27 protein-coding genes are annotated in these 25707 nt (G+C 68.3%); 19 read left to right on the forward strand and 8 right to left on the reverse strand.

The window, feature by feature from the left end; genetic code table 11:
• The 5 genes from HXX10_RS26895 to thrS all read left to right on the forward strand — a co-directional run.
• A partial coding sequence (locus HXX10_RS26895) for a hypothetical protein (RefSeq protein WP_296526400.1) occupies nucleotides 1-191 on the forward strand: 191 nt, incomplete at its 5' end.
• A gap of 947 nt (nucleotides 192-1138) precedes the next feature.
• Entirely contained in the window at nucleotides 1139-3292 is a 2154-nt protein-coding gene (locus tag HXX10_RS26900; RefSeq protein ID WP_296526401.1) for a pentapeptide repeat-containing protein, read from the forward strand.
• Between the two features lie 44 nt (nucleotides 3293-3336).
• Nucleotides 3337-3570: a DUF433 domain-containing protein gene (locus HXX10_RS26905; protein ID WP_296526402.1), complete on the forward strand. Its 234-nt coding sequence runs from the start codon at nucleotides 3337-3339 to the stop codon at nucleotides 3568-3570.
• Between the two features lie 242 nt (nucleotides 3571-3812).
• Nucleotides 3813-4100, forward strand: coding sequence for a GIY-YIG nuclease family protein (locus HXX10_RS26910; protein ID WP_296526403.1), 288 nt, complete (start codon nucleotides 3813-3815; stop codon nucleotides 4098-4100).
• A gap of 191 nt (nucleotides 4101-4291) precedes the next feature.
• Nucleotides 4292-6271 carry a threonine--tRNA ligase gene (gene thrS, locus HXX10_RS26915; RefSeq protein ID WP_296526404.1) on the forward strand — a complete coding sequence of 660 codons (1980 nt, stop codon included), beginning with the start codon at nucleotides 4292-4294 and terminating at the stop codon, nucleotides 6269-6271.
• A 28-nt stretch (nucleotides 6272-6299) separates the two neighbouring features.
• On the opposite strand, the gene HXX10_RS26920 is transcribed toward thrS, so the two are convergent.
• From HXX10_RS26920 to HXX10_RS26935, 4 genes are all read right to left on the reverse strand, one after another.
• The gene (locus HXX10_RS26920) at nucleotides 6300-7097 is read right to left on the reverse strand and encodes a hypothetical protein (RefSeq protein WP_296526405.1); all 798 of its coding nucleotides are present in this window, start codon (nucleotides 7095-7097) and stop codon (nucleotides 6300-6302) included.
• Nucleotides 7098-7590: 493 nt separating this feature from the next.
• Nucleotides 7591-7962 carry a phasin family protein gene (locus HXX10_RS26925; RefSeq protein ID WP_296526406.1) on the reverse strand — a complete coding sequence of 124 codons (372 nt, stop codon included), beginning with the start codon at nucleotides 7960-7962 and terminating at the stop codon, nucleotides 7591-7593.
• A 311-nt stretch (nucleotides 7963-8273) separates the two neighbouring features.
• On the reverse strand, nucleotides 8274-8648 hold the full coding sequence (locus HXX10_RS26930; protein ID WP_296526407.1) for a cytochrome c: 375 nt from the start codon (nucleotides 8646-8648) through the stop codon (nucleotides 8274-8276).
• Between the two features lie 140 nt (nucleotides 8649-8788).
• Entirely contained in the window at nucleotides 8789-9787 is a 999-nt protein-coding gene (locus tag HXX10_RS26935) for a hypothetical protein (RefSeq protein WP_296526408.1), read from the reverse strand.
• A 387-nt stretch (nucleotides 9788-10174) separates the two neighbouring features.
• Here HXX10_RS26935 and HXX10_RS26940 point away from each other — a divergent pair, with 387 nt between their 5' ends.
• The 3 genes from HXX10_RS26940 to HXX10_RS26950 all read left to right on the forward strand — a co-directional run bounded on the left by HXX10_RS26940 (nucleotide 10175) and on the right by HXX10_RS26950 (nucleotide 12575).
• Entirely contained in the window at nucleotides 10175-10744 is a 570-nt protein-coding gene (locus HXX10_RS26940) for a nitroreductase (RefSeq protein ID WP_296526409.1), read from the forward strand.
• 410 nt (nucleotides 10745-11154) lie between these two features.
• A complete protein-coding gene (locus tag HXX10_RS26945) occupies nucleotides 11155-11421 on the forward strand; it encodes a hypothetical protein (RefSeq protein ID WP_296526410.1) in 267 nt (88 codons plus the stop codon).
• An 851-nt stretch (nucleotides 11422-12272) separates the two neighbouring features.
• Nucleotides 12273-12575, forward strand: coding sequence for a GlsB/YeaQ/YmgE family stress response membrane protein (locus HXX10_RS26950; RefSeq protein WP_296526411.1), 303 nt, complete (start codon nucleotides 12273-12275; stop codon nucleotides 12573-12575).
• Nucleotides 12576-12664: 89 nt separating this feature from the next.
• On the opposite strand, the gene HXX10_RS26955 is transcribed toward HXX10_RS26950, so the two are convergent.
• Nucleotides 12665-13519 (reverse strand): arsenite methyltransferase, encoded by an 855-nt coding sequence (locus HXX10_RS26955; protein ID WP_296526412.1) that lies wholly within the window; start codon nucleotides 13517-13519, stop codon nucleotides 12665-12667.
• A 244-nt stretch (nucleotides 13520-13763) separates the two neighbouring features.
• Between HXX10_RS26955 and HXX10_RS26960 the strand changes: the two genes are divergently transcribed.
• From HXX10_RS26960 to alr, 9 genes are all read left to right on the forward strand, one after another.
• Nucleotides 13764-14060, forward strand: coding sequence for a metalloregulator ArsR/SmtB family transcription factor (locus HXX10_RS26960; RefSeq protein WP_296526413.1), 297 nt, complete (start codon nucleotides 13764-13766; stop codon nucleotides 14058-14060).
• Complete coding sequence (locus HXX10_RS26965) at nucleotides 14057-15115, forward strand: permease (protein WP_296526414.1); 1059 nt, start codon at nucleotides 14057-14059, stop codon at nucleotides 15113-15115. The genes HXX10_RS26960 and HXX10_RS26965 overlap by 4 nt, the downstream gene beginning before the upstream one ends.
• 18 nt (nucleotides 15116-15133) lie before the next feature.
• Entirely contained in the window at nucleotides 15134-15370 is a 237-nt protein-coding gene (locus HXX10_RS26970; protein WP_296526415.1) for a thioredoxin family protein, read from the forward strand.
• A 61-nt stretch (nucleotides 15371-15431) separates the two neighbouring features.
• Nucleotides 15432-15797 (forward strand): helix-turn-helix transcriptional regulator, encoded by a 366-nt coding sequence (locus HXX10_RS26975; protein WP_296526416.1) that lies wholly within the window; start codon nucleotides 15432-15434, stop codon nucleotides 15795-15797.
• Nucleotides 15794-16321 carry an arsenate reductase ArsC gene (locus HXX10_RS26980; protein WP_296526417.1) on the forward strand — a complete coding sequence of 176 codons (528 nt, stop codon included), beginning with the start codon at nucleotides 15794-15796 and terminating at the stop codon, nucleotides 16319-16321. Before HXX10_RS26975 ends, HXX10_RS26980 begins: the two co-directional genes overlap by 4 nt.
• Nucleotides 16321-16761 carry an arsenate reductase (glutaredoxin) gene (arsC, locus tag HXX10_RS26985; protein WP_296526418.1) on the forward strand — a complete coding sequence of 147 codons (441 nt, stop codon included), beginning with the start codon at nucleotides 16321-16323 and terminating at the stop codon, nucleotides 16759-16761. Before HXX10_RS26980 ends, arsC begins: the two co-directional genes overlap by 1 nt.
• Before the next feature lie 13 nt (nucleotides 16762-16774).
• The gene (gene arsB / locus HXX10_RS26990) at nucleotides 16775-17827 is read left to right on the forward strand and encodes an ACR3 family arsenite efflux transporter (RefSeq protein WP_296526419.1); all 1053 of its coding nucleotides are present in this window, start codon (nucleotides 16775-16777) and stop codon (nucleotides 17825-17827) included.
• 276 nt (nucleotides 17828-18103) lie between these two features.
• The gene (locus HXX10_RS26995; RefSeq protein WP_296526420.1) at nucleotides 18104-19603 is read left to right on the forward strand and encodes a replicative DNA helicase; all 1500 of its coding nucleotides are present in this window, start codon (nucleotides 18104-18106) and stop codon (nucleotides 19601-19603) included.
• Between the two features lie 235 nt (nucleotides 19604-19838).
• On the forward strand, nucleotides 19839-21044 hold the full coding sequence (gene alr / locus HXX10_RS27000; protein WP_296526421.1) for an alanine racemase: 1206 nt from the start codon (nucleotides 19839-19841) through the stop codon (nucleotides 21042-21044).
• A gap of 9 nt (nucleotides 21045-21053) precedes the next feature.
• Here the strand turns inward: alr and HXX10_RS27005 are convergent, their stop codons facing one another.
• From HXX10_RS27005 to HXX10_RS27015, 3 genes are all read right to left on the reverse strand, one after another.
• The gene (locus HXX10_RS27005; protein ID WP_296526422.1) at nucleotides 21054-22298 is read right to left on the reverse strand and encodes an FAD-binding oxidoreductase; all 1245 of its coding nucleotides are present in this window, start codon (nucleotides 22296-22298) and stop codon (nucleotides 21054-21056) included.
• Between the two features lie 107 nt (nucleotides 22299-22405).
• Nucleotides 22406-22927, reverse strand: a complete 522-nt coding sequence (locus HXX10_RS27010) for a type II toxin-antitoxin system VapC family toxin (RefSeq protein WP_296526423.1) — start codon at nucleotides 22925-22927, stop codon at nucleotides 22406-22408.
• 1 nt (nucleotide 22928) lies between these two features.
• Nucleotides 22929-23228, reverse strand: a complete 300-nt coding sequence (locus HXX10_RS27015; RefSeq protein WP_296526424.1) for a type II toxin-antitoxin system Phd/YefM family antitoxin — start codon at nucleotides 23226-23228, stop codon at nucleotides 22929-22931.
• Between the two features lie 142 nt (nucleotides 23229-23370).
• Here HXX10_RS27015 and radA point away from each other — a divergent pair, with 142 nt between their 5' ends.
• Both radA and HXX10_RS27025 read left to right on the forward strand, forming a co-directional pair.
• On the forward strand, nucleotides 23371-24789 hold the full coding sequence (radA, locus tag HXX10_RS27020) for a DNA repair protein RadA (protein WP_296526425.1): 1419 nt from the start codon (nucleotides 23371-23373) through the stop codon (nucleotides 24787-24789).
• A gap of 169 nt (nucleotides 24790-24958) precedes the next feature.
• Entirely contained in the window at nucleotides 24959-25579 is a 621-nt protein-coding gene (locus tag HXX10_RS27025; protein WP_296526426.1) for a CvpA family protein, read from the forward strand.
• Nucleotides 25580-25707 lie beyond the last annotated feature (128 nt).

The following is a 25707-nucleotide window of genomic DNA, read 5'->3' on the forward strand; positions in this document are numbered from 1 at the left end:
AAGGCACGCGCGCCCGGGCCGCGGCCCGCGCCGCCTCGCCGGCGGGCGTGGTGGTGGCAGGCGCCGTCGCGGCCTCCGCCGCCGCACGCGGCGGACGCGCCTGTGCGACGGCGGAGGACACGGACGCGAGCGCGAGGACCATCATGGACGAGACGACCGCAGCGGCCGGCGCTGCCGTCAGGACGCAATAACAAGCATGCCGCCAGCGAGCCCGCTGCAGGCCTTCATCCATGAAATGGTCCCCGTGCTCCGGATGCCGACTCGATACTCGTACTCGTACGCAAACTCGTACGCAGGCATCCGCGGCGCGCGTCGAAACGCGCGTCGTTCCACCAAGCGCTCCAGGCGCTCCGCGAACGCGACGACGATCCCGGCGTGACGATACGCTCGACACGACGACGAAGCCGCCGCGATGACGATGTCGATGTCGCGATGTGTGGTGTGTGTTCGAGCTCCCCCTGTCCCCGGGTAAAACCGTGACTCTGCAATTTGTCCACTTTGTGATCGGCTCTAAGAATTCGTAACGCGAAGTGTCTTGCATGACCGGCTTTTGCACCGGCAACGCCGAGCAAATCGTTGGTGCCGTCCAGCAGAGACTCGCGGAAAAATCGCTTTCATCTTGTGACAAATCTTATTTGCTCGCGCGCAGTTGATGCCGATTTTCCCGCATGCGCGCAGACGGTGCTCCGCTGCGTCGTCGGCGATGACGACGTGTCCGCAACGAGCGGACTCGCGCTTGTGGAGAAAAGTGCAGATCCGAAAATCAGTTGCACCCGACTCCGCTCGTCCCCGCGAAAGCGGGGACCCAGCACAAAATGAACTGGATTCCCGCTTACGCGGGAATGAGCGGAAGGCCAGACGCGCCGTTCTGAATTCGGCGCCGATGCGCGACCAGGCCCAGGAGCCGCAACGGTGACCAGTCACTGTGTGTATCGTCGCGAGTCGACCGATCGGCACGTTCTGCAGCGGCACGACCGACGATCTCGTCCGCGGCTTGGGAGCACCGGACCGGGGTCGTGCCGAGCTTCACCAAACAAGACGGCGTGCCCGTCGGACCCAAATTCGGGAAACCACACGCAACGCTTGCGATGTCATCGAATTACCATCACACTCGATCCGTCTCGGACCGAGGCAGACTATGACGGACAAAAAGATCGACCCTTACGACGTCGAGGCGCTGGAAAGGTCGCTGAACGATTCGGCGACGCGCGTCTCGACCATCTGGGTGAGCTTTCTGATCTTCGGGCTCTATCTCGTCATCGCCGCCGGCACGGTGACGCACCGCCAGCTTTTCCTGGAAGAGCCGGTCAAGCTTCCGGTCCTCAACATCGACCTGCCGCTGGTCGGCTTCTTCTTCCTCGCGCCGATCCTATTCGTGATCTTCCACGCCTACGTGCTGCTGCAGGTGCTGCTGCTGGGCCGGACAGCGGCAGCTTATAATGAGGCAGTCGATCGCGCCGTGAAACCGCCGCCCGGCAACGCCACGATGCGCCAACGCCTCGCCAACACGCTGTTCGCCCAAATCTTCGCCGGATCGCCGCGAGAGCGCGACGGCTGGCTCGGGCGACTTTTGAGATCGATGGCCTGGCTGACGCTGGCGATCGCGCCGGTGCTGGTTCTGCTGGTCTTCCAGTTCAAGTTCCTGCCCTACCACAGCCACCTCGTGACATGGACGCACCGGGTGCTGATCCTCGTGGAACTGGGGGCCGTTTTCCTGCTTTGGCCCCTCGCACTCGATCCGAAGCGCGACATCGAGTGGCTTCGTGTGGTCAAGAGCCCGTTCATATCGGCCGCGGCACTGCTCTACGTCGTCGTCGCCCTGTCGCTGCTCACGTTCCCCGGCGAACCCCATGTCAATCAATTCGCCGGCCAGCCAGTCGATGCCGTGCAGTGCACGCGGTGGTTTTTTATCCGTGCGGATCCGAATTCTCTAGCCCTCGGGAGAGATTGGGTTCGCATTCTGTCATTCGACCGCCTCGACTTGCCGCGCATCGATGTCGTCGACGACGAAAAACTTGCGAAAATCGAGAAAGCCGCATCCGACAGGAATCTGCCTCCATATGGAGGCGAGCGAACGCGTAATTTTCGCGACCGCGATCTCAATTGCAGCGACCTCTCGTTTGCCGACCTTCGTCGGGTCGATCTAGCGGATGCGCGGATCTCTGGGGCACGTCTGGATGGGGCTGACCTTCAAGGCGCATCCCTCGATCGCGCTCAGCTTCAGAGAACATTCCTATTATACGCCCAGCTTGAACAAGCCTCTCTCGATGAAGCCCAGCTTCAGGGCGCAACTCTTGAACGCGCCAATCTTCAGGGCGCATCGCTCACTTTTGCGCAACTTCAGGGGGCAGCCCTCCAATATGCCGAGCTTCCGGGAGCAAATTTGGGGTATGCGGCGCTTCAGCACGCGTCCCTCTTTCAAGCGCAGTTGCAGGGCGCCAATCTGTTCAGAGCGAGGCTTCACGGAGCCGCCCTTCAAAATGCCCGACTGGAAGGGGCATCTCTCGACGGCGCCGAGCTTCATGGAGCATTGTTGCACAACGCCAAACTGCAGGGAGCATCTCTTGTTGTCGCCGAGCTTCAGGGCGCCGACCTGACCAATAGCACGATGGCATACACCAATTTATCGGGCGTCTACGTCTGGCGAACAAAAAATGCGATGTGCCGCGACGCACGTGTGGGCCATTATGAAGCAAACTTCGTTTTTTCATCCCGGGCGGTATATTCGGCGGGGTACGTTACGATGCGCGTGGACAAACCCGTTCCGATCTTTTTACCACCCCTTACCCCGAGATACGAACCCGACAACCCTGTTCCGATGGCGCTCGACGTAATTGAGTTATTTATCAAAAGTTCCATCGCGAGCATTATAGACAAAGAGCAGCAATACGAGGCGGAACAGCGCATGCGGGCCGCCATTGTTGTCGATCCGGCCAAGCACGACGGGCCGGAAGAAGGGGACGTCTGGCGCGCCTGCGCCGAGGCCTCGGCTAAAGTTTCCCAGGCAGATTTTGATAGAATGCATGCTGCATATCTACGTGCTCTCGGCTGCGACGCCAGGGAACACCGACAAGCTATTGCTAAAGGCATCATCCGCAATTGGATTTCATATAGAGAGGAGCGCCGCGCATTCTCCGCCCAACTCGCTCGTGGCCTGCTCGGCGAAGACGGCAAGTCCTGCGCCGCAACCAAGGACCTCGACGACGGCTACAAGGAGCGCCTGCACGCCGCCATCGCGGCCGCGACGACCAATCCCGAAGTGCAGGCGCCATCCGCGGAATCGGGACGGTGAAACTGTAGCCGTGCTGCTATAATTCTCCGCCGGAGGATACCGCCATGGCCGATCTGCCGACGCGTATCAGCCTCGATCCCGCCGTGTACGGCGGCACGCCGTGCATCCGGGGAACGCGCATCCGGGTCTGCCTCGTGCTCGACCTTCTGGTGCCCGGCATGTCGGACGCCGAGGTGCGCGCCGAGTATCCCGAGCTGACCCGCGACGACGTCCTCGCCGCCATCGCCTATGGCGCCGAAACGTCTCGCGAGGACGTGATCCGCACTTCGCAAAAGTAACGACAGGATACTGGACCCAACGATTTCCGCTCGTCCCCGCGCAAGCGCATAGGCGCCAACATAGCGGCGCCGGGCCTTTGCTTTTCCGCTCGTCCCCGCGAAGGCGGGGACCCAGCGCATAAGGAGCTGGTTTCCCGCTTGCGCGGGAATGAGCGGAGGGTGGGGTCTCTGTCCGAGGATTGCGGTGTACGTCGTTATATCGGCGCCTATGCGCGCAAGCGGGGCCCCAGGAGCAGCGTTCCGTGAGCTTCTACGTCTACATGCTGGCGAGCCGACGAAACGGCACGTTGTATGTCGGCATGACCGACGATCTGGTCCGCCGGGTCTGGGAGCACCGGGCTGGAGTGGTTCCCGGCTTCACCAGGAGGTACGGCGTGAAGATCCTGGTCTGGTACGAGCAGCATGCGAACCGCGAATCGGCCTTTCTGCGGGAGAGGCAGATCAAGAAATGGAACCGCGCCTGGAAGATGCAGCTCATCGACGCTCGGAACGGTTCATGGCGGGACCTTTGGGAGGAGATCGCGCAGTGAAGACCTGGGTCCCCGCTTTCGCGGGGACGAGCGGGGGGGGGTCGGCCAAGCGAACAATCGTCGCCCCCGCCGCAGCCCTGCCTCCCCGCGCCCCGCCTTGCGCTCTCGCCCGGCCCTGCTATATGCCTGCGCCGTGAGAACAATCCGCTTACCTGCGTTCGTAGGCAGCGAGTGAGCAACAGGAGCTTTCAATGGTCGCCCTGACCTTTCCCGACGGCGCGCGTCGCGAGTATCCCACCGGCATCACGGGTCTCGACATCGCCAAGGGCATCTCGCCCTCGCTGGCCAAGCGCACCGTCGCGATGGCGCTCGACGGCACGCTGGCCGACCTCGCCGATCCGATCGAGACCGACGCCAGGATCGAGTTCGTGTCGCGCGACGACCCGCGGGCGCTGGAGCTGATCCGCCACGACGCCGCCCACGTGATGGCCGAGGCCGTGCAGGCTCTCTGGCCCGGCACCCAGGTGACCATCGGCCCGGTGATCCAGAACGGCTTCTACTACGACTTCTTCCGCAACGAGTCGTTCACCCCGGAAGACTTCGTCGCCATCGAGAAGAAGATGAAGGAAATCATCGCCCGCGACCGGCCGTTCACCAAGGAGGTGTGGTCGCGCGACGAGGCCAAGCGCGTGTTTCGCGACAAGGGCGAGGCGTTCAAGGTCGAGCTGGTCGACGCGATCCCGGAGGACCAGTCGATCAAGATCTACAAGCAGGGCGACTGGTTCGATCTCTGCCGCGGTCCGCACATGACCTCGACGGCCAAGATCGGCACCGCCTTCAAGCTGATGAAGGTGGCAGGCGCCTATTGGCGCGGCGACCATCGCAACCCGATGCTGACCCGCATCTACGGCACCGCCTGGGCCAAGCAGGAGGACCTCGACGCTTATATCAAGCAGATCGAGGAGGCGGAGAAGCGCGACCACCGAAGGCTCGGCCGCGAGCTCGATCTCTTCCACTTCCAGGAAGAAGGCCCCGGCGTCGTGTTCTGGCACGCCAAGGGCTGGTCGATGTTCCAGTCGGTGATCGCCTATATGCGGCGGCGCCTCGCCGCCGACTACGACGAGGTCAACGCGCCGCAGATGCTCGACAAGTCGCTGTGGGAGACGTCGGGCCATTGGGAGTGGTACCGCGAGAACATGTTCGCGGCGCAGTCGGCCGGCGACGAGGCCGAGGACAAGCGCTGGTTCGCCATCAAGCCGATGAACTGCCCGGGCCATGTGCAGATCTTCAAGCACGGGCTCAAGAGCTATCGCGACCTGCCGATCCGCCTCGCCGAGTTCGGCGTGGTGCATCGCTACGAGCCGTCCGGCGCCATGCACGGGCTGATGCGGGTGCGCGGCTTCACCCAGGACGACGCCCACATCTTCTGCAACGAGGATCAGCTCGCCGCCGAGTGCCTGAAGATCAACGACCTGATCCTGACGACCTACGCGGATTTCGGCTTCGACACCGATCTGGTCGTCAAGCTCTCGACGCGGCCCGAGAAGCGGGTCGGCTCCGACGCCTCGTGGGATCACGCCGAGGAGGTGATGGGCCGCGTGCTCGAGCAGATCGCGGCGCAGTCCGGCGGCAAGATCAAGACCGCGGTCAATCCCGGCGAAGGCGCGTTCTACGGGCCGAAATTCGAGTACGTGCTGCGCGACGCCATCGGTCGCGACTGGCAGTGCGGCACCACCCAGGTCGACTTCAACCTGCCGGAGCGGTTCGGCGCCTTCTACATCGACGCCGACGGATCGAAGAAGACGCCCGTGATGGTGCATCGCGCCATCTGCGGCTCGATGGAGCGCTTCCTCGGCATTCTCATCGAGCACCATGCCGGCCACTTCCCGCTGTGGCTGGCGCCCGTGCAGGCCGTGGTGGCGACCATCACGCAGGACGGCGACGACTACGCACAGGAGGCGGTCGCCGCGGCCCGCCGGCTGGGACTGCGGGTCGGCATCGACCTGCGCAACGAAAAGATCAACTACAAGGTCCGCGAGCACTCGCTGGCCAAGGTGCCGGCGCTGCTGGTGGTCGGCAAGAAGGAGGCGGCGGAGCGCACCGTGTCGATCCGCCGGCTCGGCAGCGACAAGTCGACCGTGATGCCGCTCGACGCGGCGCTCGCCGCGCTGGTCGAGGAGGCGGTGCCGCCGGACCTGAAGCGGGCGAAGGCGGAGACCGAGGCGGCGTGAGCCGCAGCACCGGCTCAGCCGCGCCGGTTCAGCCGACCGGCTCGGCGGCGTCGGCGCGGCTGGTCGACAGCGCCTGCGCCGCGCAACCCGAGAAATAGAGAAACACCGCGGCGAAGAATTGCTCGAGGCCATCCCGCACGCGCGGCAGCAGCATGACGCGGTCCGGCTCGGGCCCCCGCACCAAAAGACCCGCGACCTCGGCATCGCGCAGCAGCGTCAGCACGTGCTTGCGCGAGACCGCGAACTGGGTCGCGAGCCGGTTGATCGACAGGTGCACCGGGACGGCCGGCGGGAACGGCCCCTCCTCGCCGCCTTCGAGCGCCAATGCGAACAGGATCGGGATCCCGGCATTGCGCTCGGCGAACAACGCGAGGTCGGGCGTATGGGTGAGCACCCGGAAACCGCCGACGAAGCCGTCGCCCAGCGCCAGCATGAAGTCGCGGACGAACGCCGGATCGTCGAGCGCCGCGAGATGGCGTTGCGCCTCCGGAAGCACCTTGGCGATCGCGGCGAAATGGCCGCGCCAGCGTTCGACCTGGAGCGCGACGAGCTTGGCGGTCGGCACCAGCGGACGGCGCCGGCGGTCGTCGTGCGGGGCGGGCGCGAAATAGCCGCCGGCGCGCAACAACGCCAGCATCGCCTCGCAGCGGCCGCGGCTGCACAGGCCGAGCCTGACGCACAGATCCTTCAAGGCCCCGACCGTCAGGCCGGGCCGGCCCTCCGCCGTGCCGCCGTGGTGCAGGTAGAACGCGGCCAGCACGAACAGCGCGCGGGCGCGGTCGTTCATCAGCGTATTGACCAGGATGTTGCCGCGAAACAACGTCACGGTGGTTTGCGCATCCGCCCGCATGGCCTCCGCAAAACCGGATCGACTTCGCAGCGCCGCAATGGCTTGGCTCGAAACCTCGAACGTCATCGGTGTCTACGCCCGTCGCCCTGATCGCCCGGCCCGGGGACTGGAGCGTCTTCAAGCGAAGCGGGCAACGGTTCGCGTGAAGAAAATGCCCTATCTGCAACCATTTAGAGCGCGTTGCGACGCAAATCCCGGACTCCATCTCAGGCTGGACGCGCTCTAATGCCGTCAGCCTAGCAAATCCGCCCAAATTTCCACAATGGCCGCCCCGCGCCGGAGCAGGCCTGTCGACGCTCTTTGGCGGCCTTTTTTGGGAATAGCTGGCATGATGCGGCCCCGCACGCGCCGACGCGAGCGAGCCGGCCGCGGTGATCGACCGCGGGCGGGTCGATTCGGCCTATGCGGGCGCGCCCGGCGGCGTCGCCGGCGAGTCGCTCACATTCCGACTGAGAACGGCGCTGGCGGCTCAGAATCCGAAGCCGAGGGGGCCGGCCCTGCCCTGTCGAACGACGGCACCGACCGCTGTCTCGCCGAGACTGCCGATCTGGTCGGTCAGCACCTTCATCTGGCGCTGAAAATATTCGGCCTGGATCGTCAGGACGTCCTGCACGTCCCTGGCCAGCATCAGGCTTTGGGCGAAATCGAAGGCGGAGCCGATGTTGCGTTCGGCATGCCTCAGCGCCTGCTGGCCCAGCTCGATCCCGACCAGGGCCGGCGTCGCGCTGATGCTGTCCTGAAGGCGGTCGAAATGGTCGCTGACGAACGAATGGACCTGACCGAGGCTCCGTGTCGCCACCTCCTGCGTGGCACCCATCTTGAAGGCGATCGAGGTGTACATGGTCGGATCCCTTGCTGCACGAAGCCCGCGGCCGATGTCCGCCGCTCGCCACTGCCGAGACGCAACTGCTCGCCCGAACCAGCATCGGCGAACAAACCCGACAAGGGAAGTCAGGCTAGCACGGTGCGACAACGTGTTCGCATCAGGAGTGCGACCTAAGGGATGTCCCTCAGCGGTGCGGTTCGGGCGTCGCCGGGTGGCGGCTCGTGCGGCGACCGACGGTCCGCCCGCCGAGGCCGTGATCCGGCGCTGGCGCGATCCGGCCGGCCGGCTCGATCAGCCGCGCCACCGGCCGGCGGCGAGCCGCGCTCTCAATGCGGCGCGAGGCTTTTGATGTAGGCGGCGAGATCGGCCGCCTCGGCGCGCGTCAGGCTCATGTCGGGCATCCGCGGATGCGGATCGAGCAGGAACAGCGCGAGCAGCCCCGCGTCGAAGCTGTTGCGCCGCGCGATCGCCATGAACGGCGTCGCCTCGCCGGTCGCCTGGGTCTGGTCCGCCGCGGTGACGTGGCAGGTGGCGCACCAGCGTCGCGCGATCTCGGCGCCGCGGGCCGGATCCGGCGCGGGCGTCAAGCCCGGGCGCGGCTCGATCTGGGCGAGCGCGGCACTCGCCGCCAGGCCGACCACGACGACAGCGGCAAAGACGGCGCGGAGAGCGAAAGCGCAGGCAGGCGAGCGAGGCGGCATGGAGCAATCCCGGAGCGGCGCGACGGCCTGAAGGACACGATTCACAATCATGGGACGAAGAATGACGCGACGGCGCCGGCTTGTCGCGCGAATTTCGCGTCGGTGGTCCGGGGCCGCAGGCCGGCCGGACAGGAGCCGGCCTAGCGGGCCAACAGCTCGATCTCGCCGTCGACCCCGGTGATCACCTTGAACTCGCGCTCGAAGGTGCGCCCTTCGTTGCGGGCGATGGCGCGGTAGTCGCCCTCGGCCAGCACGACGCGCGGGAAGGCGCCGACGGTTTCCTTGATGACGTCGCCGCCCGGCGTCAGCACGGTCCAGCTCGTGTTGGCGAGCGCCTCGCCGCCGCGGTCGGAGACCAGCTTGAGCATGATCATGGCGGCCCGGTGCGTCACCGTGATGTCGGTGAGCTTGCCGGGCTGCACCCGGATGTCGGAACGCACCACGGCGTTGCTGTCGCCGTAATTGGAGACGATGTGATACGTGCCCTCGGGCACCACGACGACGTCTCCGGTGGCCACCGCCGAGGCGACTTGGCGCTTGTCGCCCGGCTCGAACTGGCTGCCGCGGAAGATGTCGAAGGCGATCTGCCCGTTCGGGATGCGCACGTCGCCGACCCGGCCCTCGATGCGCAGGCCGCCGGCCGGCAGGTCGAACACCTCACGCACCGGCTCGTTGCGCAAATGCACGGTCTTGGCCGCGCTGGCGAGCCCGAAGGCGACATGCACCACATAGTCGCCGGGCGGCAGCGCCAGATTGGGCGTCGCGCTGCGGTCCTCGCGCAGCGGCCGGAAGGCGCCGGTGATGTCGGGCCGCACCGGATAGATCCGCCACACCACGCCACCATTGACGGGGGCGCTGTCGCGGCCGTAGCGGGCCGAGAGCGTCAGCGGAATGTCCTTCGGGGCCGCCGGCGTGATGGTGGTGGCGGACGGCGGCAGCGCGGCGGTGGCGGCCGGACCGGCCGGAACCTGGGACGGCGGCGCGCCCGGGGGCGGCACCAGGGTCTGCATCACGGGGGCGGGCGGGCTCGGCACCCCGCCTCCGCCGCCGGGAGACATCAGGCTCGCCCCGGGGGCGGGCGGCTGCTGGCCCGGGCTCATCAGACCGCTGAAGGGCAGCGAGTTCACGAATCGCTGCATCGCCCCGACGATCGCCTGCTCAGGGCGGTTCTGGGCGGCAGCGGGAAGCGGGAGGACAGCGACGCAGAGAAGCGCAGCGGCGACGGCAAGGCGCGTCACGCCGGCGACACCGAGGCCACGGTTCGGCGAGCGGTCATACGACCGCATCACCGCGGCGCCCGCAGGCACCCGGCGCAGACCGGTCTCGTCTTGGATCGAGCCACCCCCTGCCCTGATCATGCCGGAGAGATACGCGCGCCTTTGAGGCAATTTCAAGCCGCACCGCCCTTTATCGACCGTCTTGCGTGTGGTAGCGGGCACGCCTGACGACGCCGTGCGGCGCCGTCCCGCGCGTCGGCCCGGCGCGCCGAGCTTGTTGCATTGCCGCGCTCTGGGAGACATTTTGCCATGCCGGACGCCCTCGCGCTCCTCAAGACCCGCCGCTCCGTCAAGCCGGACCAGCTCACCGGCCCGTCACCGAGCGCCGAGGACATCGACACCATGCTGACGGTCGCGTCGCGGGTGCCGGACCACGGCAAGCTCACGCCCTGGCGCTTCATCCTGTTCGAGGGCGACCACCGCGAGGAGGCCGGCGCCGCCATCGCCTCCGCCTTCGCGGCGAAATACGCCGACGCGACCGGCGACCAGCTCGTCTTCGAGAGCGGCCGGCTCGCCCGCGCGCCGCTGGTGATCGCCGTGGTGAGCAGCGCCTTACCGGGCCAGAAGGTCCCCGAATGGGAGCAGCAGCTCTCGGCCGGCGCCGCCGCCATGAACCTGCTGCACGCCGCCGCCGCGCTCGGCTATGCGGCCTGCTGGATCACCGAGTGGTACGCCTACGACCGCCAGGTGATGAAGGCCTTCGGCCTGGAGCCGCACGAAAAGTTCGTCGGCTTCGTGCATGTCGGCCATTTCCCCGGCACGCCCGAGGACCGGCCGCGCCCGGCGCTCGCCGACATCGTCACCCGCTTCGAGTCCTGACCCGCGGCAGCGCCGCCGACGGCGTCCCGGCCGGCGCGGGCCGTGCCCTGCCCGGCCAGGACGCCGATTCGCGCCGCCCCGCCGGCTACATTACAAAGGCGTAATTGTTTGCGGTGCCGACGCATTCGCCTGCCATTGCGCTGACGCACGCACGTATTTGCGCCGCAGCAACGGCCGCCATGCCATAGCCACTGTTTCGACATCTAGTGTGGCTCCGGCGAATACTTTTCGGCCACTTTGTGGCTCCCATATTTTACCGATCGATTATTTCAAGCGCAGCCAAATGCACCTTTTGTTGATTGGCCAAGCGCCGTGCTGCAACGCACATGTCGACCCGACGGACAACGACACCCCCGATCCACGGCGACGACCTGTCCGTCTGCGGCGCCGACCCCTGGAGAACAACAACCATGTCGACCATCATCCGCTCGAACACGACCCGTTTCGCCATCGCCACCGTCCTGACGCTCGCCACCGCCACGGGCGCGCTCGCCGCCTCGCGGGGCGAGAACGCCCAGGCGGCCCGTGAGGCCGCAGCGCTGCGCAACCAGGCCGCCTACGGCGCCTATGCGGCGGCGCCCGCCCCGGTCCTCGGCGGCAGCGTCTACGCGCCGCAGACCTATTCGGTGCAGGCCGATGGCCAGTATCTCGACCAGGCCAAGGGCCACATCGACTGACCAGTCGAACGCACCCGCTCGAACGCGACTGAGCGATAATCCTGCTCCGAGGCCGGCGTCCGCGCCGGCCTCGGACTCTTTCAAGACCCGACCGTGATGACGCGGCGCCGCTCCTTGCGCCCCGTATCTGCGGCGCCCCCTCTGACTCCCCCGTGCTGAACCGAGCCCACCCCCGGCAAGGCGCCGTCCGACGTCCGGCGGGTTCGCCGCGCCCATCGGCATCGCCCAACGCATTTTTCGTCCCGCGATGCGCTCTTCTCGCTCCGTGGCATGTCGTTACGGCACGCTCGGCGAGTCGTGATCTCAATTATTCGAAGTGATCAGTTCTGCTCAGACCAGACTGGACGATCGGCGTCATCATCACAAGTTCAGGTCAGCGTCGTCTTCTTATGCTCTTCTCGCCGAGAGGATCGCAGACGTGGGCGGAACTGTCGATTTCGACTTGAAGAGGTTCATGATGAAAACCCTTGCTCACGCCGTTCTTGCCCTCGCGCTCGTGGCCGGATCAGCCGCTTTCGTGGTCCCTGTCGCTCCTGCAAACGCGCAGGTGTCGATCGGTGTCGGCGAAGGCGGGCCGAGGGTCCATGTCGGCCCCAACAACGACGACCGCAGGTACCGCGGTGATCGCCGGCGGGGCTACGAAGGTCGCGCTCAAGGCGAGTGCCGCGAGGTGACGACGCGATCGCGGAGCCCCGACGGCTCGACGATCGTCAGGACCTCGCGTCGCTGCAATTAACGACGCGCGGCTTTTTGGTGCGCCGCGCTCCGTCGCGGATGGAGATGACGGCCGGTTCGGTCGATCGGCCGCCAGACGGGGGGACAGACCATAACGAACTCGCAAGGAGCGTCTCATGTCAGGTGAAAGTCTTCTCGTCATCCTGCTGGTCGGCCTGCTCGCTGGATGGCTGGCCGGTCAGATCATGCAGGGATCGGGGTTCGGGCTCATCGGCGATCTCGTCATCGGAATCCTCGGCGCCTTCATCGGGAGCTGGCTGTTTCCGCAAATCGGCGTCCGTCTCGGTGCCGGCCTCGTCGCGGCGATCGCCAACGCCACGCTCGGCGCGATTTTGCTGCTGCTGATCATCGGCCTCGTTCGGAATGCAGGCGGCGGATGGCGGCGAAGCTGGGGCGGCGGTTGGGGTCGCCGTTGGTGACGACGATCGCGGGCCGTCACGATCGCGGCATCGGGTGCGATGAACGGAGCGAATAGCTCCGCCGGCGAGGTGCGGCATGCGTGCGCCGCTCAGGCGCCGCAGCAGGACGGGCCGCAGCAGGCACCATCTCGCGCGCCCGGCTTCACGGCGCGGATGAAGGCGCTGAAGAACTTGCCGTCGAGCTCGGCCGCGAGCGCATCGACATCGTGGCCCTTGCCGACCAGGAGGTCGCGGGCGTCCTCGACCTTGTAGACGCGGGTCGGCTCGATGGTGACGCCGTCGAAGCCGGCGGCGGCGAGCTTCGCGACATAGTCGGATTCGTCGAGCGCTCCGGCGAGGCAGCCGACCCACAGCAGCATGTCCTGGCGCAGCGCCGCCGGAATCGCGCCGCGGGTGACCACGTCCGACACGGCGAAGCGCCCGCCGGGCTTCAACACGCGAAACGCCTCGCGAAAGACCCGGTCCTTGTCGCCCGACAAATTGATCACGCAGTTCGAGATGATCACGTCGACCGAGCTGTCGGGCAGCGGAATGGCTTCGATCTCGCCTTTCAGGAACTCGACATTGTCGAGCCCCGCCTTGCGCTGGTTCTCACGCGCCAGCGCCAGCATCTCGTCGGTCATGTCGAGGCCGTAGGCCTTGCCGGTCGGCCCGACCCGGCGCGCCGACAGCAGCACGTCGATGCCGCCGCCGGAACCGAGGTCGAGCACGAGCTCGCCCGGAGCGAGCGCGGCCAGCGCCGTCGGGTTGCCGCAGCCGAGCGAGGCTGCGAGCGCCTCGGCCGGAACGCCCGCCGCCTCTCCGGCGCCGTAGAGATTGGTGGTGATCGGATCGCAGCCGCCCCGCCCCGACGGGCCGCAGCACGCGCTGCCGCCACCGGCGACTTGCAGGGCCGCCTGCGCGTACTTCTCCCGTACGACATCCTTCACGTCAGGGTCGGTCATGGTCGTCTCCGTTCCGGCGGCATGGGCCGCTGCGTGTCCTGCTCCGTCATGGCCGGACCGGCGCGAACGCGCCGCGGCCCGGCCATCCATCTCGCGAAGACTGATGGACGCCGACCTTCGTTCGCACGCGACGGCCCAATGCCATCGGCACCGGACGCACGCTCCACGGGGCCGCCAATCCACCATCGTCGTCGGAAGCAGTATTTGCGCTTGCGCGCATATGCGCAAGTGATAATGTTCATTCATGAGCGATGTCCTGACGATCCTGTCCGCCCTCGCCGAGCCGACCCGCCTCGCCGCCACGCGGCTGCTGTGGGACGGGCGCGAGCACTGCGTCTGCGAGCTGATGCAGGCGCTCGGCGCCAGCCAGTCGCGCATGTCGCGCCACATGGCGGCGCTGAAGGCCGCCGGCCTCTTTCTCGATCGCCGCGACGCCCAGTGGGTGCGCTATCGCCGCGCCCCCGACCTCTCGCCCGAGGTGGTGGCGCTGGTCGACGCGGCGCTGGCCGTGCCGGCACAACGGCAACGGAGCGCCGCATGAGCATCGCCTCCCCTGATCAGCATCCCGGCGCGCTTCGCAGTGCTGCCCCACGGATCGCCGCCGTCGCGGCCGCGCTGGTGCTGTGGGCCGCCCTCTATGCGAGCCTGCAGCCGGCCTCGGAGTGGATCGTCGCCCAGTTGCCGCTCGACCCGAAAAGCCCGCTCGGTCAGGCCATCGCGTTCTTCCTCTACGACACGCCCAAGGTGCTGATGCTGCTCACCCTGGTGGTGTTCGCCATGGGCGTGGTGCGCAGCTTCTTCTCGCCGGAGCGCACCCGCGCGCTTCTCGCCGGCCGCCGCGAAGGGCTCGGCAATGTCGCGGCCGCCGGCCTCGGCGTGTTCACGCCGTTCTGCTCTTGCTCGGCCGTGCCGCTGTTCGTCGGTTTCGTCTCGGCCGGCGTACCGCTCGGCGTCACCTTCTCGTTCCTGATCGCCGCCCCGATGGTCAACGAGGTCGCGCTCGGCCTGCTGCTCGCCCTGCTCGGCTGGCAGGTGGCGCTCGCGTATCTGGGCTTCGGCCTGTTGATCGCGATCGTCGCCGGCGCCGTGATCGGCCGGCTGCATCTCGAGGGCTGGCTGGAGCCCTGGGTGCGCGAGCTGCGCACCGCGCCGGCCGACGTCGCGGCGCCCGACCTCACGGTCGCCGACCGCATCGACGCCGGCACCGAGGCGGTGCGCGACATCGTCGGCCGGGTGTGGCCGTGGGTGATCGCCGGCATCGCGGTCGGCGCCGGCATCCACGGCTGGGTGCCGCAGGACCTGCTCGCCTCGATCATGGGGCGCGACGCCTGGTGGTCGGTGCCGGCCGCGGTGGCGATCGGCATCCCGATGTACTCCAACGCCGCCGGCATCGTGCCGGTGGTCGAGGCCCTGCTCGGCAAGGGCGCGGCGCTCGGCACCACGCTCGCCTTCATGATGAGCGTGATCGCGCTGTCGGCGCCCGAGCTCGTCATCCTGCGAAAGGTCCTCACCGTCCGCCTGATCGCCGTGTTCGTCGGCGTCGTCGGGCTCGGCATTCTCGCCGTCGGCTTCCTGTTCAACGCCATGTTCGGCTGAATCTCCGGAGTTGCTCCCATGAAGGATGTCAAGGTGCTCGGACCCGGCTGCAAGCGCTGTGTCGCCACGGCCGAGATGGTGCAGCACGAGGCCGACAAGCTCGGCATCGCCGTCGCGGTCGAGAAGGTGACCGACTACGCAGCGATCGCGCGCTATGGGATCGCGGCGACGCCCGGCATCGTCATCGACGGCAAGGTCGTCCATGCCGGCGGCCTGCCCAAGCCCGAGGACGTCGCCGCCTGGCTGGCGGCGTAGAGAGCAGCCCTTCGAGGCAGACGGGCTTGCCGATCGTCTATGATTCTATTATTCTGGAATTATGGAATCAGTCGACGCAATTCTTGCTCTCGCCGCCCTCTCGCAGGCGACCCGCCTGGACGTGTTCCGGCTGCTGGTGAAGCACGAGCCCGGCGGGCTGCCGGCCGGCGACATCGCCAAGACGCTCGCCGTTCCGGCCAACACCATGTCGGCCCATCTGGCCGTGCTGACGCGGGCGGGCCTCGTCTCCCCCCGGCGCCACGGCCGCTCGATCGTCTATCGGGCCGATCTCGACCGGCTGCGCACCGTGATGCTGTTCCTGCTGCGCGACTGCTGCGGCGGCCGCCCGGAAATCTGCTCGGCCCTGATGGCCGATCTCGATCCTTGCTGTCCCTCTCCGGCGTCCGTCGAAGGACCGATCTCATGACCGACCGCATCTACGGCGTTCTGTTTCTCTGTACCGGCAACACCGCCCGCTCGATCCTGGCCGAGAGCATCCTGCGCCAGGCCGGCGGCGACCGCTTCGAGGCCTTCTCGGCCGGCAGCCAGCCGAAGGGCACGGTCAATCCGCTCGCCCTGAAGGTGTTGCGCGACAGCGGCTATCCGACCGAGGGGCTGCGCTCGAAGAGCTGGAGCGAGTTCGCCTTCGCCGGCGCGCCGGTGATGGATTTCGTCTTCACGGTCTGCGACAACGCCGCCGGAGAAGCCTGCCCGGTGTGGCCGGGCCAACCGATGACGGCGCATTGGGGCATCGAGGATCCGGCCGCGGTCGAGGGCACCGCCATCGAGCAGGAACGCGCATTCGTCCAGGCGTTCCGTTTCCTCGAGAACCGCATCAACGCCTTCACGGCACTCCCGATCAGAAGCCTCGACGCGATCGCGCTCGGCACCAAGCTGCGCGACATCGGCCGCATGGACGGCGCCACCGGCCGCAAGGCGGAGCTCGCCTGATGGACGTCGTCATCTACCACAATCCGCAATGCGGAACCTCGCGCAACACGCTCGGGCTGATCCGCAACGCCGGCATCGAGCCGCACGTCATCGAGTACCTGAAATGCCCGCCGAGCCGGGCCATGCTGGTCTCGCTGATCGCCCGCGCCGGCCTCACCGTGCGCCAGGTGTTGCGCGAGAAGGGCACGCCCTATCGCGATCTCGGCCTGGATGACCCGGCCCTCGCCGACGACGCCCTGCTCGACGCCATGATGGCGCATCCGATCCTGATCAACCGGCCCCTGGTGGTGACGCCGCAGGGCGTGCGCCTGTGCCGCCCCTCCGAGTTGGTGCTCGATCTGCTGCCGCCGCAGCACGGCGAGTTCCGCAAGGAGGACGGCGAGCTGGTGATCGATGCCGCCGGACGACCGGTCGCCGGGCGGCGCGCCGCAACGGCCTGAAGGATTCCCCGCCATGTCCACGTTCGAACGCTATCTGACCGTCTGGGTGGCGCTCTGCATCGTCGCCGGCATCGCGCTCGGCCACGTCATGCCGGGCGTCTTCCATGCCATCGGGGCGGCCGAGATCGCCAAGGTCAACCTGCCGGTGGCGGCGCTGATCTGGCTGATGATCATCCCGATGCTGATCAAGATCGACTTCGCCGCGCTCGGCCGGGTCAAGGAGCACTGGCGCGGCATCGGCGTGACGCTGTTCATCAACTGGGCCGTCAAACCGTTTTCCATGGCGGCGCTGGGCTGGTTATTCATCGGCTGGGTGTTTCGGCCGTACTTGCCGGCCGACCAGATCAACTCCTACATCGCCGGCCTGATCATCTTGGCGGCGGCGCCCTGCACCGCCATGGTGTTCGTGTGGTCGCATCTCACCAACGGCGAGCCGCATTTCACCCTGTCGCAGGTGGCCCTCAACGACACCATCATGGTGTTCGCCTTCGCGCCGATCGTCGGCCTGCTGCTCGGCCTCTCGGCCATCACGGTGCCGTGGGACACGCTGGTGCTGTCGGTGGTGCTCTATATCGTGGTGCCGGTCGCGATCGCCCAGGTGATCCGGCGAGGCCTGCTGGCCGGCGGCGGCGAGCCGGCCCTGAAGGCGCTGCTGGCCCGGCTCGGGCCGGTGTCGCTGGTCGCCCTGCTCGCCACCCTGGTCCTGCTGTTCGGCTTCCAGGGCGAGCAGATCCTCGCCCAACCCCTGATCATCGCGCTGCTGGCGGTGCCGATCCTCATCCAGGTCTACTTCAATGCCGGCCTCGCCTATCTGCTCAACCGCCTCGCCGGCGAGCAGCATTGCGTCGCCGGGCCTTCCGCCCTGATCGGCGCCTCGAACTTCTTCGAGCTCGCGGTCGCCGCCGCCATCAGCCTGTTCGGCTTCCAGTCGGGCGCCGCGCTGGCGACCGTGGTCGGCGTCCTCATCGAGGTGCCCGTGATGCTGACCGTGGTGTGGATCGTCAACCGCTCCAAGGGCTGGTACGAGCGCGGCCGGCCGGAACGCTCGGTTGCAGCGCAACCCTGAGGCCGGCGCGGCCGCGTTTCGACTATCGCGTCGCCGCTTCGAATCGGCCACGGTCAAGCGGATTCGCCCCGACATCGTCCGAACATTTTTTTCCGCGGTGATCTGCGTGGGAAACCGCCGACGCGAGTCGCCTCCCGGCGTCGCTTGCTGTATTCCCGCGCCTCCCGAGCTTGGTGCCGCGTCATCTGGCGAGCTTGCGTAAAAAACCGGCGCCGCAAGGCGTCACCGGACGCTGTCCGCGTCCGTCCACAAAAACCGTAGATATCGCAAACCGTCATGGCCATCGAGACCATCGCCCGCAAGCTTCCGACCGACCGCGCCCCGGCGTTCCGCCAGGCCCCGCACAATATCGAGGTGGAGCAGGCGCTCCTGGGGGCCATCCTGGTCAACAACGAGGCGTTCTACCGCGTCTCCGACTTCCTCGAGCCGTCGCATTTCTTCGAGCCGATCCATGCGCGCATCTACGAGCTCACGGCCAGCCTGGTGCGGGCCGGCAAGACCGCGACCCCGGTGACGCTGAAGACCTTCCTGCCGGCCGATCTCGACGTCGCCGGGCTGACCGGCAGCCAGTACCTCGCCCGCCTGGCGGCGGAAGCCACCACCGTCATCAACGCGCTGGACTACGGCCGCACCATCTACGACCTGGCGCTGCGCCGCGCCCTGATCGGCATCGGCGAGGAGCTGGTCAACGAGGCCTACGAGGCGGCGGTCGATTCGAGCCCGCGCGACCAGATCGAGGCGGCCGAGAAGAACCTCTACGAGCTCGCCGAGAACGGCCGCTACGACGGCGGCTTCCAGCGCTTCGCCCAGGCGCTGACCACCGCGGTCGACATGGCGGCGCAGGCCTATCAGCGCGACGGGTCGCTGTCGGGCATCGCCACCGGCCTGAAGGACCTCGACCGCATGATGGGCGGCCTGCAGTCCTCCGACCTGATCATCCTGGCCGGCCGCCCCGGCATGGGCAAGACGGCGCTGGCCACCAACATCGCCTACAACGTGGCGAAGGCCTGGGAAGGCGGCGTGCGCCCGGACGGGCGGATCGAATCCACCAATGGCGGCATTGTCGGCTTCTTCTCGCTGGAAATGTCGGCCGAGCAGCTCGCCACCCGCATCATCGCCGAGCAGACCGAGATCCCCTCCTACAAGATCCGCCGCGGCGAGATCGAGTCCCACGACTTCGACCGCATCGCCGAAGCCGCGCGCGACATGGAGGTGGTGCCGCTCTACATCGACGAGACGGGCGGCCTGGCGATCGCCCAGCTCGCGGCGCGCGCCCGGCGGTTGAAACGCCAGCGCGGCCTCGACCTCATGGTGATCGACTACATCCAGCTCCTGTCGGGCTCCTCGAAGCGCGGATCGGAAAACCGCGTGCAAGAAATCACCGAGATCACGACGAGTCTCAAGGCGCTGGCCAAGGAGCTCGCCGTGCCGATCATCGCGCTCTCCCAGCTCTCCCGCCAGGTCGAGAGCCGCGACGACAAGCGCCCGCAGCTCTCGGACTTGCGCGAATCGGGATCGATCGAGCAGGACGCCGACGTCGTCATCTTCGTGTTCCGCGAGGAATACTACCTGAAGAACCGCGAGCCGCGCCCCGGCACCGAAGAGCACTTCAAGTGGATGACCGAGATGGACGCGGTGCACGGCAAGGCCGAGGTGATCATCGGCAAGCAGCGCCACGGCCCCACCGGCACGGTGCAGCTCCAGTTCAAGGCCGAGGTCACCCGCTTCGCCGACCTCGCCGACGAGGACAAGCTGCCGGCCCGCATGGGGGATTGAGCACTCTCCTCCGTCATTCCGGGGCGCGGGCCGAAGGCCCGCGAGCCCGGAATCCATAAACACAGGCCGGGGTTATGGGTCCCGGGCTCGCGGCTTCGCCGCGCCCCGGGACGACGACGTCTCCCGTGCGGCAAAGGTCGGCGAATCAAGCCCCTCCCTTGTCCGGCGCGCCGAACAGGTCTAGTGGCGGACTCCGCCGTGCCGCGGTGACGGGACGGCGCCGAGGAGAAGAGCCATGACGGTGCAGGATCTGCCGCGGGTGTCGGGCGACGAGCTGCGGGCGACGAGCGCCGTCGCGGGCACCGCGGCCCCGTCCGTGCCGGTCTCCGAGGCCGGCCCGCCCGTGATGGAGACGGGCGGCGTCCTCACCATCGATCTCGCCGCCATCGTCGCCAACTGGACCGACCTCGCCCGCCGGGTGGCGCCGGCCGACTGCGCCGCCGTGGTCAAGGCCGACGCCTATGGCTGCGGCCTCGCCGAGGTCGCCGGGGCGCTCTCGCGTGCCGGCTGCAAGACCTTCTTCGTCGCCCATCTGACCGAGGCGCGCGCCCTGCGCCGTGTCGCGCCCGACGCGATCATCTACGTGCTCAACGGCATCCCGCCGGCCGGCGCCGCCGCCTTCGCCGACGCCCGCGCCCGCCCCGTGATCGGCAGCATGCCGGAGCTGGTCGAGTGGGACGCGTTCTGCCGGGTGAATTCCTGGACGGGCGGCGCGGCGCTGCAGTTCGACACCGGCATGAACCGGCTCGGCCTCACGGCCGAGGAGGCGGCCGCGCTCGCCGTGCGGGTCACCAGCCCCGACCACGGCATTTCTTTGGTGATGAGCCACTTCGCCTGCGCCGACCAGCCCGAGCACCCGCTCAACGAGCGCCAGGTCCAGGCTTTTCGCGAGATCCGCATGCTGTTCCGCGGCGTCGACGCCTCGCTCGCCAACTCGTCGGGCATCTTCCTCGGGCCGTCGACCCATTGCGAGCTGGTGCGCCCCGGCGCCGCCCTCTACGGCCTCAACCCGACGCCCGGCGCGGCCAACCCGATGCGCAGCGTGGTGCGGCTCGAAGGCCGGGTCGTCCAGGTGCGCAAGATCCACAAGGGCGAGACGGTCGGCTACGGCGCGAGCTGGACGGCATCGCGCGACACCCGCATCGCCATCGTCGCGGTCGGCTACGGCGACGGCTTTCTGCGCGCTGCGGCGGCGCTGGGGAACGACAAGCCGCAGGCCATGGTGGTGGGCAAGCGCTGCCCGATCGTCGGCCGCATCTCCATGGACCTGCTGGCGGTCGACGTCACCGCGCTCCCCGAGGTGTCGCCGCGCCGCGGCGACTGGGCGACGCTGCTGGGCGACGGGATCGACATCGACTCGGCCGCGCCGTTCGCCGGCACCATCGGCTACGAGGTGCTGACCAGCCTGGGGCGCCGCTATCACCGGAGCTGGCGGAGCTGAGGCGGACGCTCACCGCGCCCAGCGCGCCGGCCGGAACGGGGCCGGATCGACAAGCGGCGTCTCGCCGGTCATCAGCTCGGCGAGCAGCCGCCCGGTCGCCGGTCCGAGCGTAAAACCCTGGTGGCCGTGGCCGAAATGCAGCCACAGCCCGCGGTGCCGCGGCGCCGCTCCGATCACCGGCAGCATGTCGGGCATGCACGGCCGGGTGCCGAACCACGGCTCCGCCTCCACGGGCGCGCCGAGATCGAGAAGACCGCGCGCCGCCTGCTCGGCGCGGCCGAGCTGCACCGGCGTCGCCGGGGCGTCGACCCCGGAAAACTCGGCCCCGGTGGTGATGCGAAGGCCGGCCGCCATCGGTGCCGCCACGTAGCCGAAATCGGCGTCCCGGAGAGTCAGGTCGAGATTCTGGCCGCCCCGCCAGTGCCGGTGATAGCCGCGCTTGCGCACCATCGGAATTTTCAGGCCGAAGCGGCGCAGCAGCGCCGGCGACCACGGCCCCAGCGCCACCACGACATTCGCCGCCTTGAGCGGGCCGTCGGCCGTGCTCACCCGCCAGCCGCCCGTGGCCGTCGCGGCCAGCGTGCCGGCATCGCCGTGCGCGAAGGTGCCGCCGGTCCGCAAAAAATGCTCCGCGTAGGCGGCGACCAGCCGGCCGGGATCGCGCACCGTCCAGGGATCGAGCCAGTGCAGCGCGCCCGCCCCGGTGTCGCGCAGCGCCGGCTCGGCGGTGCCGAGCTCGGCCGGCGACAGCCGCCGGAACGCCACCCCGAGGTTTTCGCGCAGGCGTTCCGCCGTCGCCGTGTCGGCGTCGAGCTTGGCCTCGGAACGGTGGAACACACGAAAGCCGTCGCGGCGGACGAGGTCGTCCCGCACGCCGGCCGCCGTCATCAGGTGCTGGTGCTCCGCCGTCGCGCGGCCGATCAGGGTCGCATAGGCGGCCGAGATTTTCTGGTGGCGCGCCGGCGCCGAGTGCCACCAGTAGCGCAACAGCGGCCCGACATGGCCGAAGAGCGCGAGTGGGTCGTAGCGCACATCGTTGCCGCGCCCGAGCGCGACGCGAAAGAGCGCGAAAAGGTCGCGTGGCATCGGATAGGGCTCGACCGCCTCGCTCTGGATCAGGCCGGCATTGCCGTAGCTCGTCTCCCGCCCGGGCGACTGCCGGTCGACCAGTGCCACCGACCAGCCGCGCCGTTGCAGATGGAGGGCCGCCGCGACCCCCGCCATGCCGGCCCCGAGAACGATCACGTCAGGCATTCACACGCGTCCCACCGAGGGCCGCCGACCGGCCCGCCCCGCCCACGTTGCAAGCGCGATGCCGCGGGCGGCCACTGACAGCCTGGTCGCGGGATCGTGCAGTCGTGTCACCGACCGCGCTTCCGGCTGCGCAGAGCATCGGCAACCGTCGCCAGCGAGGCCGGCACCTCGATCGAAAGGCGTCGCTCCGCGTCCGCATGCAGCACGCCGGTCCACGGGTCGAACACTGGCACGCCCGCCGCGACGAAATGGCGGGTGTCCCGTGTCACAACGACCAGCCCTTCCAGTGCCGCGATCGCCGCGACGAAGAGGTCCGGCTGGCCGAAGGTGTGACCACGCTTCTGGCCCGCCATCGCCATCGTCTTCCAGCAGAGAACGACGTCCTCGGTGACGGCCAGGGTCCGCCCTGCGAACAGCGGCCGCAACGTGCGATCCACCCACGCCTCGAGACCCGCCCGCCGATCGGCATCGTCGATCAGCCCGATCCCGTAACGAATCTCGGCGACGGTGACGTCCGACAAGAACAACGTTTCGGCCGGCTGGGCCTCGACGAACGCCACCACGGTGGGCTCCGGCTTCGGCTTGCGCAACTCGGACACGACACTGGTGTCGAGCAGCCAGCCCCTCATGTCACAGGTCCACGTCTCGCACCGGTGCCTCGATCGAGGTCCGCTCGAAGTCGACCTCGGCGAGCGGCGAGTCCCGGAACGCCCGAACGATATCTCGCCCCGAGACCGGCGACCGCATCCGATCGAACTCGTCGGCCCGCACGATCACCACCGCGTCGCGGCCATGGACCGTGACCCGCTGCGGACCATCCTGCTGCGCCAGACGCACGACCTCGCTGAGGCGCGCCTTGGCGTCCTGCAGGCTCCAGCGGTTCTGGCCGCACGTCGATGCGCGGTCGTGCGGGGTTGTCGGGTTTCCCATCTGCGGTACTTTCTGGTCTGTCTGACTAGATTATGGGAACCACCGGCGCGCGCCGCAAGCGGCGAAGCACGTGCGCCCAGCTTTCGAAGCCGCTCGCCGTCGAATCGTTGACTTCCGCACCCCGCTTCGGCCCACATCGGCCATGGCCAAGAAGACTCAAGAGTTCGTCTGCCAGACCTGCGGCGCCGCCTATGGCCGCTGGCAGGGCAAGTGCGACGCCTGCGGCGAGTGGAACACCATTTCCGAGGAAGGCGCCGCCACCGAGCGCATCCTGGCGGCCGGCCCCGGCCGGCCGCCCCGCAAGGGCAAGCCCTTCCCGCTCGCGCCTCTGGCCGGCGAGCAGAAGGAGGCGCCGCGGCTGCCCTCCGGCAACGCCGAGTTCGACCGGGTGGCCGGCGGCGGCCTCGTCCCCGGCTCGGTGCTGCTGGTCGGCGGCGATCCCGGGATCGGAAAGTCGACACTGCTGATCCAGGTCGCGGCGGCGCTGGCCGGGGCCGGCCACCGGTCGATCTACATCACGGGCGAGGAATCGGTCGCCCAGGTTCGGCTGCGCGCCGAGCGGCTCGGCCTGACCAGTCTGCCGGTCGAGCTCGCGGCCGAGACCTCGGTCGAGGACATCATCGCAACCCTTTCGCAGGGCAAGCTTCCTCGCCTCGTCGTGATCGACTCGATCCAGACCATGTGGACCGACATGGTCGAGCAGGCGCCCGGCACCGTGACCCAGGTGCGCGCCTCGGCCCAGATCCTGATCCGCTTCGCCAAGCGGGCCGGCACCGCCATCGTCCTGGTCGGCCACGTCACCAAGGACGGCCAGATCGCCGGCCCCCGCGTGGTCGAGCACATGGTCGACGCCGTGCTCTCCTTCGAGGGCGAAGGCGGCCACCATTTCCGCATTCTTCGCGCCGTCAAAAACCGCTTCGGGCCGACCGACGAGATCGGCGTGTTCGAGATGACGGGCGGCGGCCTCTCGGAGGTCGCCAACCCGTCCGCCCTGTTCCTGTCCGAGCGCGACCTCGGCGCCCCCGGCACCGCCGTGTTCGCCGGCATGGAGGGCACCAGGCCGCTGCTGGTCGAGATCCAGGCCCTGGTCGCCCCGACCTCGCTCGGCACGCCGCGCCGCGCCGTGGTCGGCTGGGACCCGAACCGCCTCGCCATGGTGCTGGCCGTGCTGGAGGCCCATTGCGGCGTCAAGCTCGGCGGCTACGACGTCTATCTCAACGTCGCCGGCGGCCTGCGCATCCAGGAGCCGGCCGCCGACCTCGCCGCCGCCGCGGCGCTGGTCTCCTCGCTCGCCAAGACGCCTCTGCCGACCGATGCGGTGCATTTCGGCGAGATCTCGCTGTCCGGCGCCATCCGGCCGGTGGCACATGCCCCGGCGCGGCTGAAGGAGGCCCAAAAACTCGGCTTCGCCCGCGCCGTGGTGCCGGACGCGACCCGCGGCGGCGAGCGCGACGGCCTCACGCTGGCCCCGGTGGCGACCCTCACCGACCTGGTCGGGCGAATCGTTCCGGGACGGCCGGCTCCCCGTCGGGACGCCAAGCCGGCCACGGCCGAGCGCTGACTTGCCCTCGCGCCACAGGTGCCACGGAACGGTGGGCAGCCGCCTCATTTTGTGCCGCCGCCGGTTCCCAGGCCGGTGAAAAATGCTCTATACACGGCCCCGCATCCCGTCGGCCGGCGACGCGCCCGGTGGCGGACCCGATGAACAGCCCGCCACGAGCCCGCCGCCGATGTACCTGGACATTTTCCTGATCGTCGTGATGCTGATCTCGGGGCTGCTCGCCATGGTGCGCGGCTTCATGCGCGAGGTGCTGTCGATCGCGGCCTGGGGTGCAGCGGCCGCCGCGACCCTCTACTCGTTTCCGAAGCTCCTCCCTTACGCCAAGCAGTATTTCAACAACGACTACGTCGCCATGGGCGCGACGGCGGGCGGCGTGTTCCTGCTCACGCTGATCATCGTCTCGGCCCTCACGGTCCGCGTCTCGGACCGCATCCTGGACAGCCGGATCGGCGCGCTCGACCGTACGCTGGGCTTCCTGTTCGGGCTCGGCCGCGGCCTCCTGATCGTGGTCGTCGCCTTCATCTTTTTCGACTGGCTGGTCCCGGCAAAGTCGCAGCCGGACGCCGTGCGCAACGCAAGGTCGCGGGCCGTACTCCAGGGCACCGGACAATGGCTGATGTCGCTGTTGCCGGAAGACCCGGAGAACACCATCTTGAAGCGGTTCAAGAAGAAGCCGACCGACGAGGATCAGGACACCCCGCCCGAACAGCGATCGAATCGGGGTTCTCTCGAGCGGTACGTGTCCCTTCCGGGCCCGGACGGGACGCGCGTGACGGTGGTGCTGCGGTAGGCCGACGACGGCCTTGCTTCGTGCTGCCTGTGCTTGATCGGCCGATCCGTCGCCCGCCGTCGCGGGAGGACGGCGCGGTCGATATTTTGTTTTCGTGGCCGGCCCTGCGCCGACCGAACCACGGGCCA

The organism is Rhodoplanes sp. (assembly GCF_013377085.1).
GTDB lineage: Bacteria > Pseudomonadota > Alphaproteobacteria > Rhizobiales > Xanthobacteraceae > Rhodoplanes.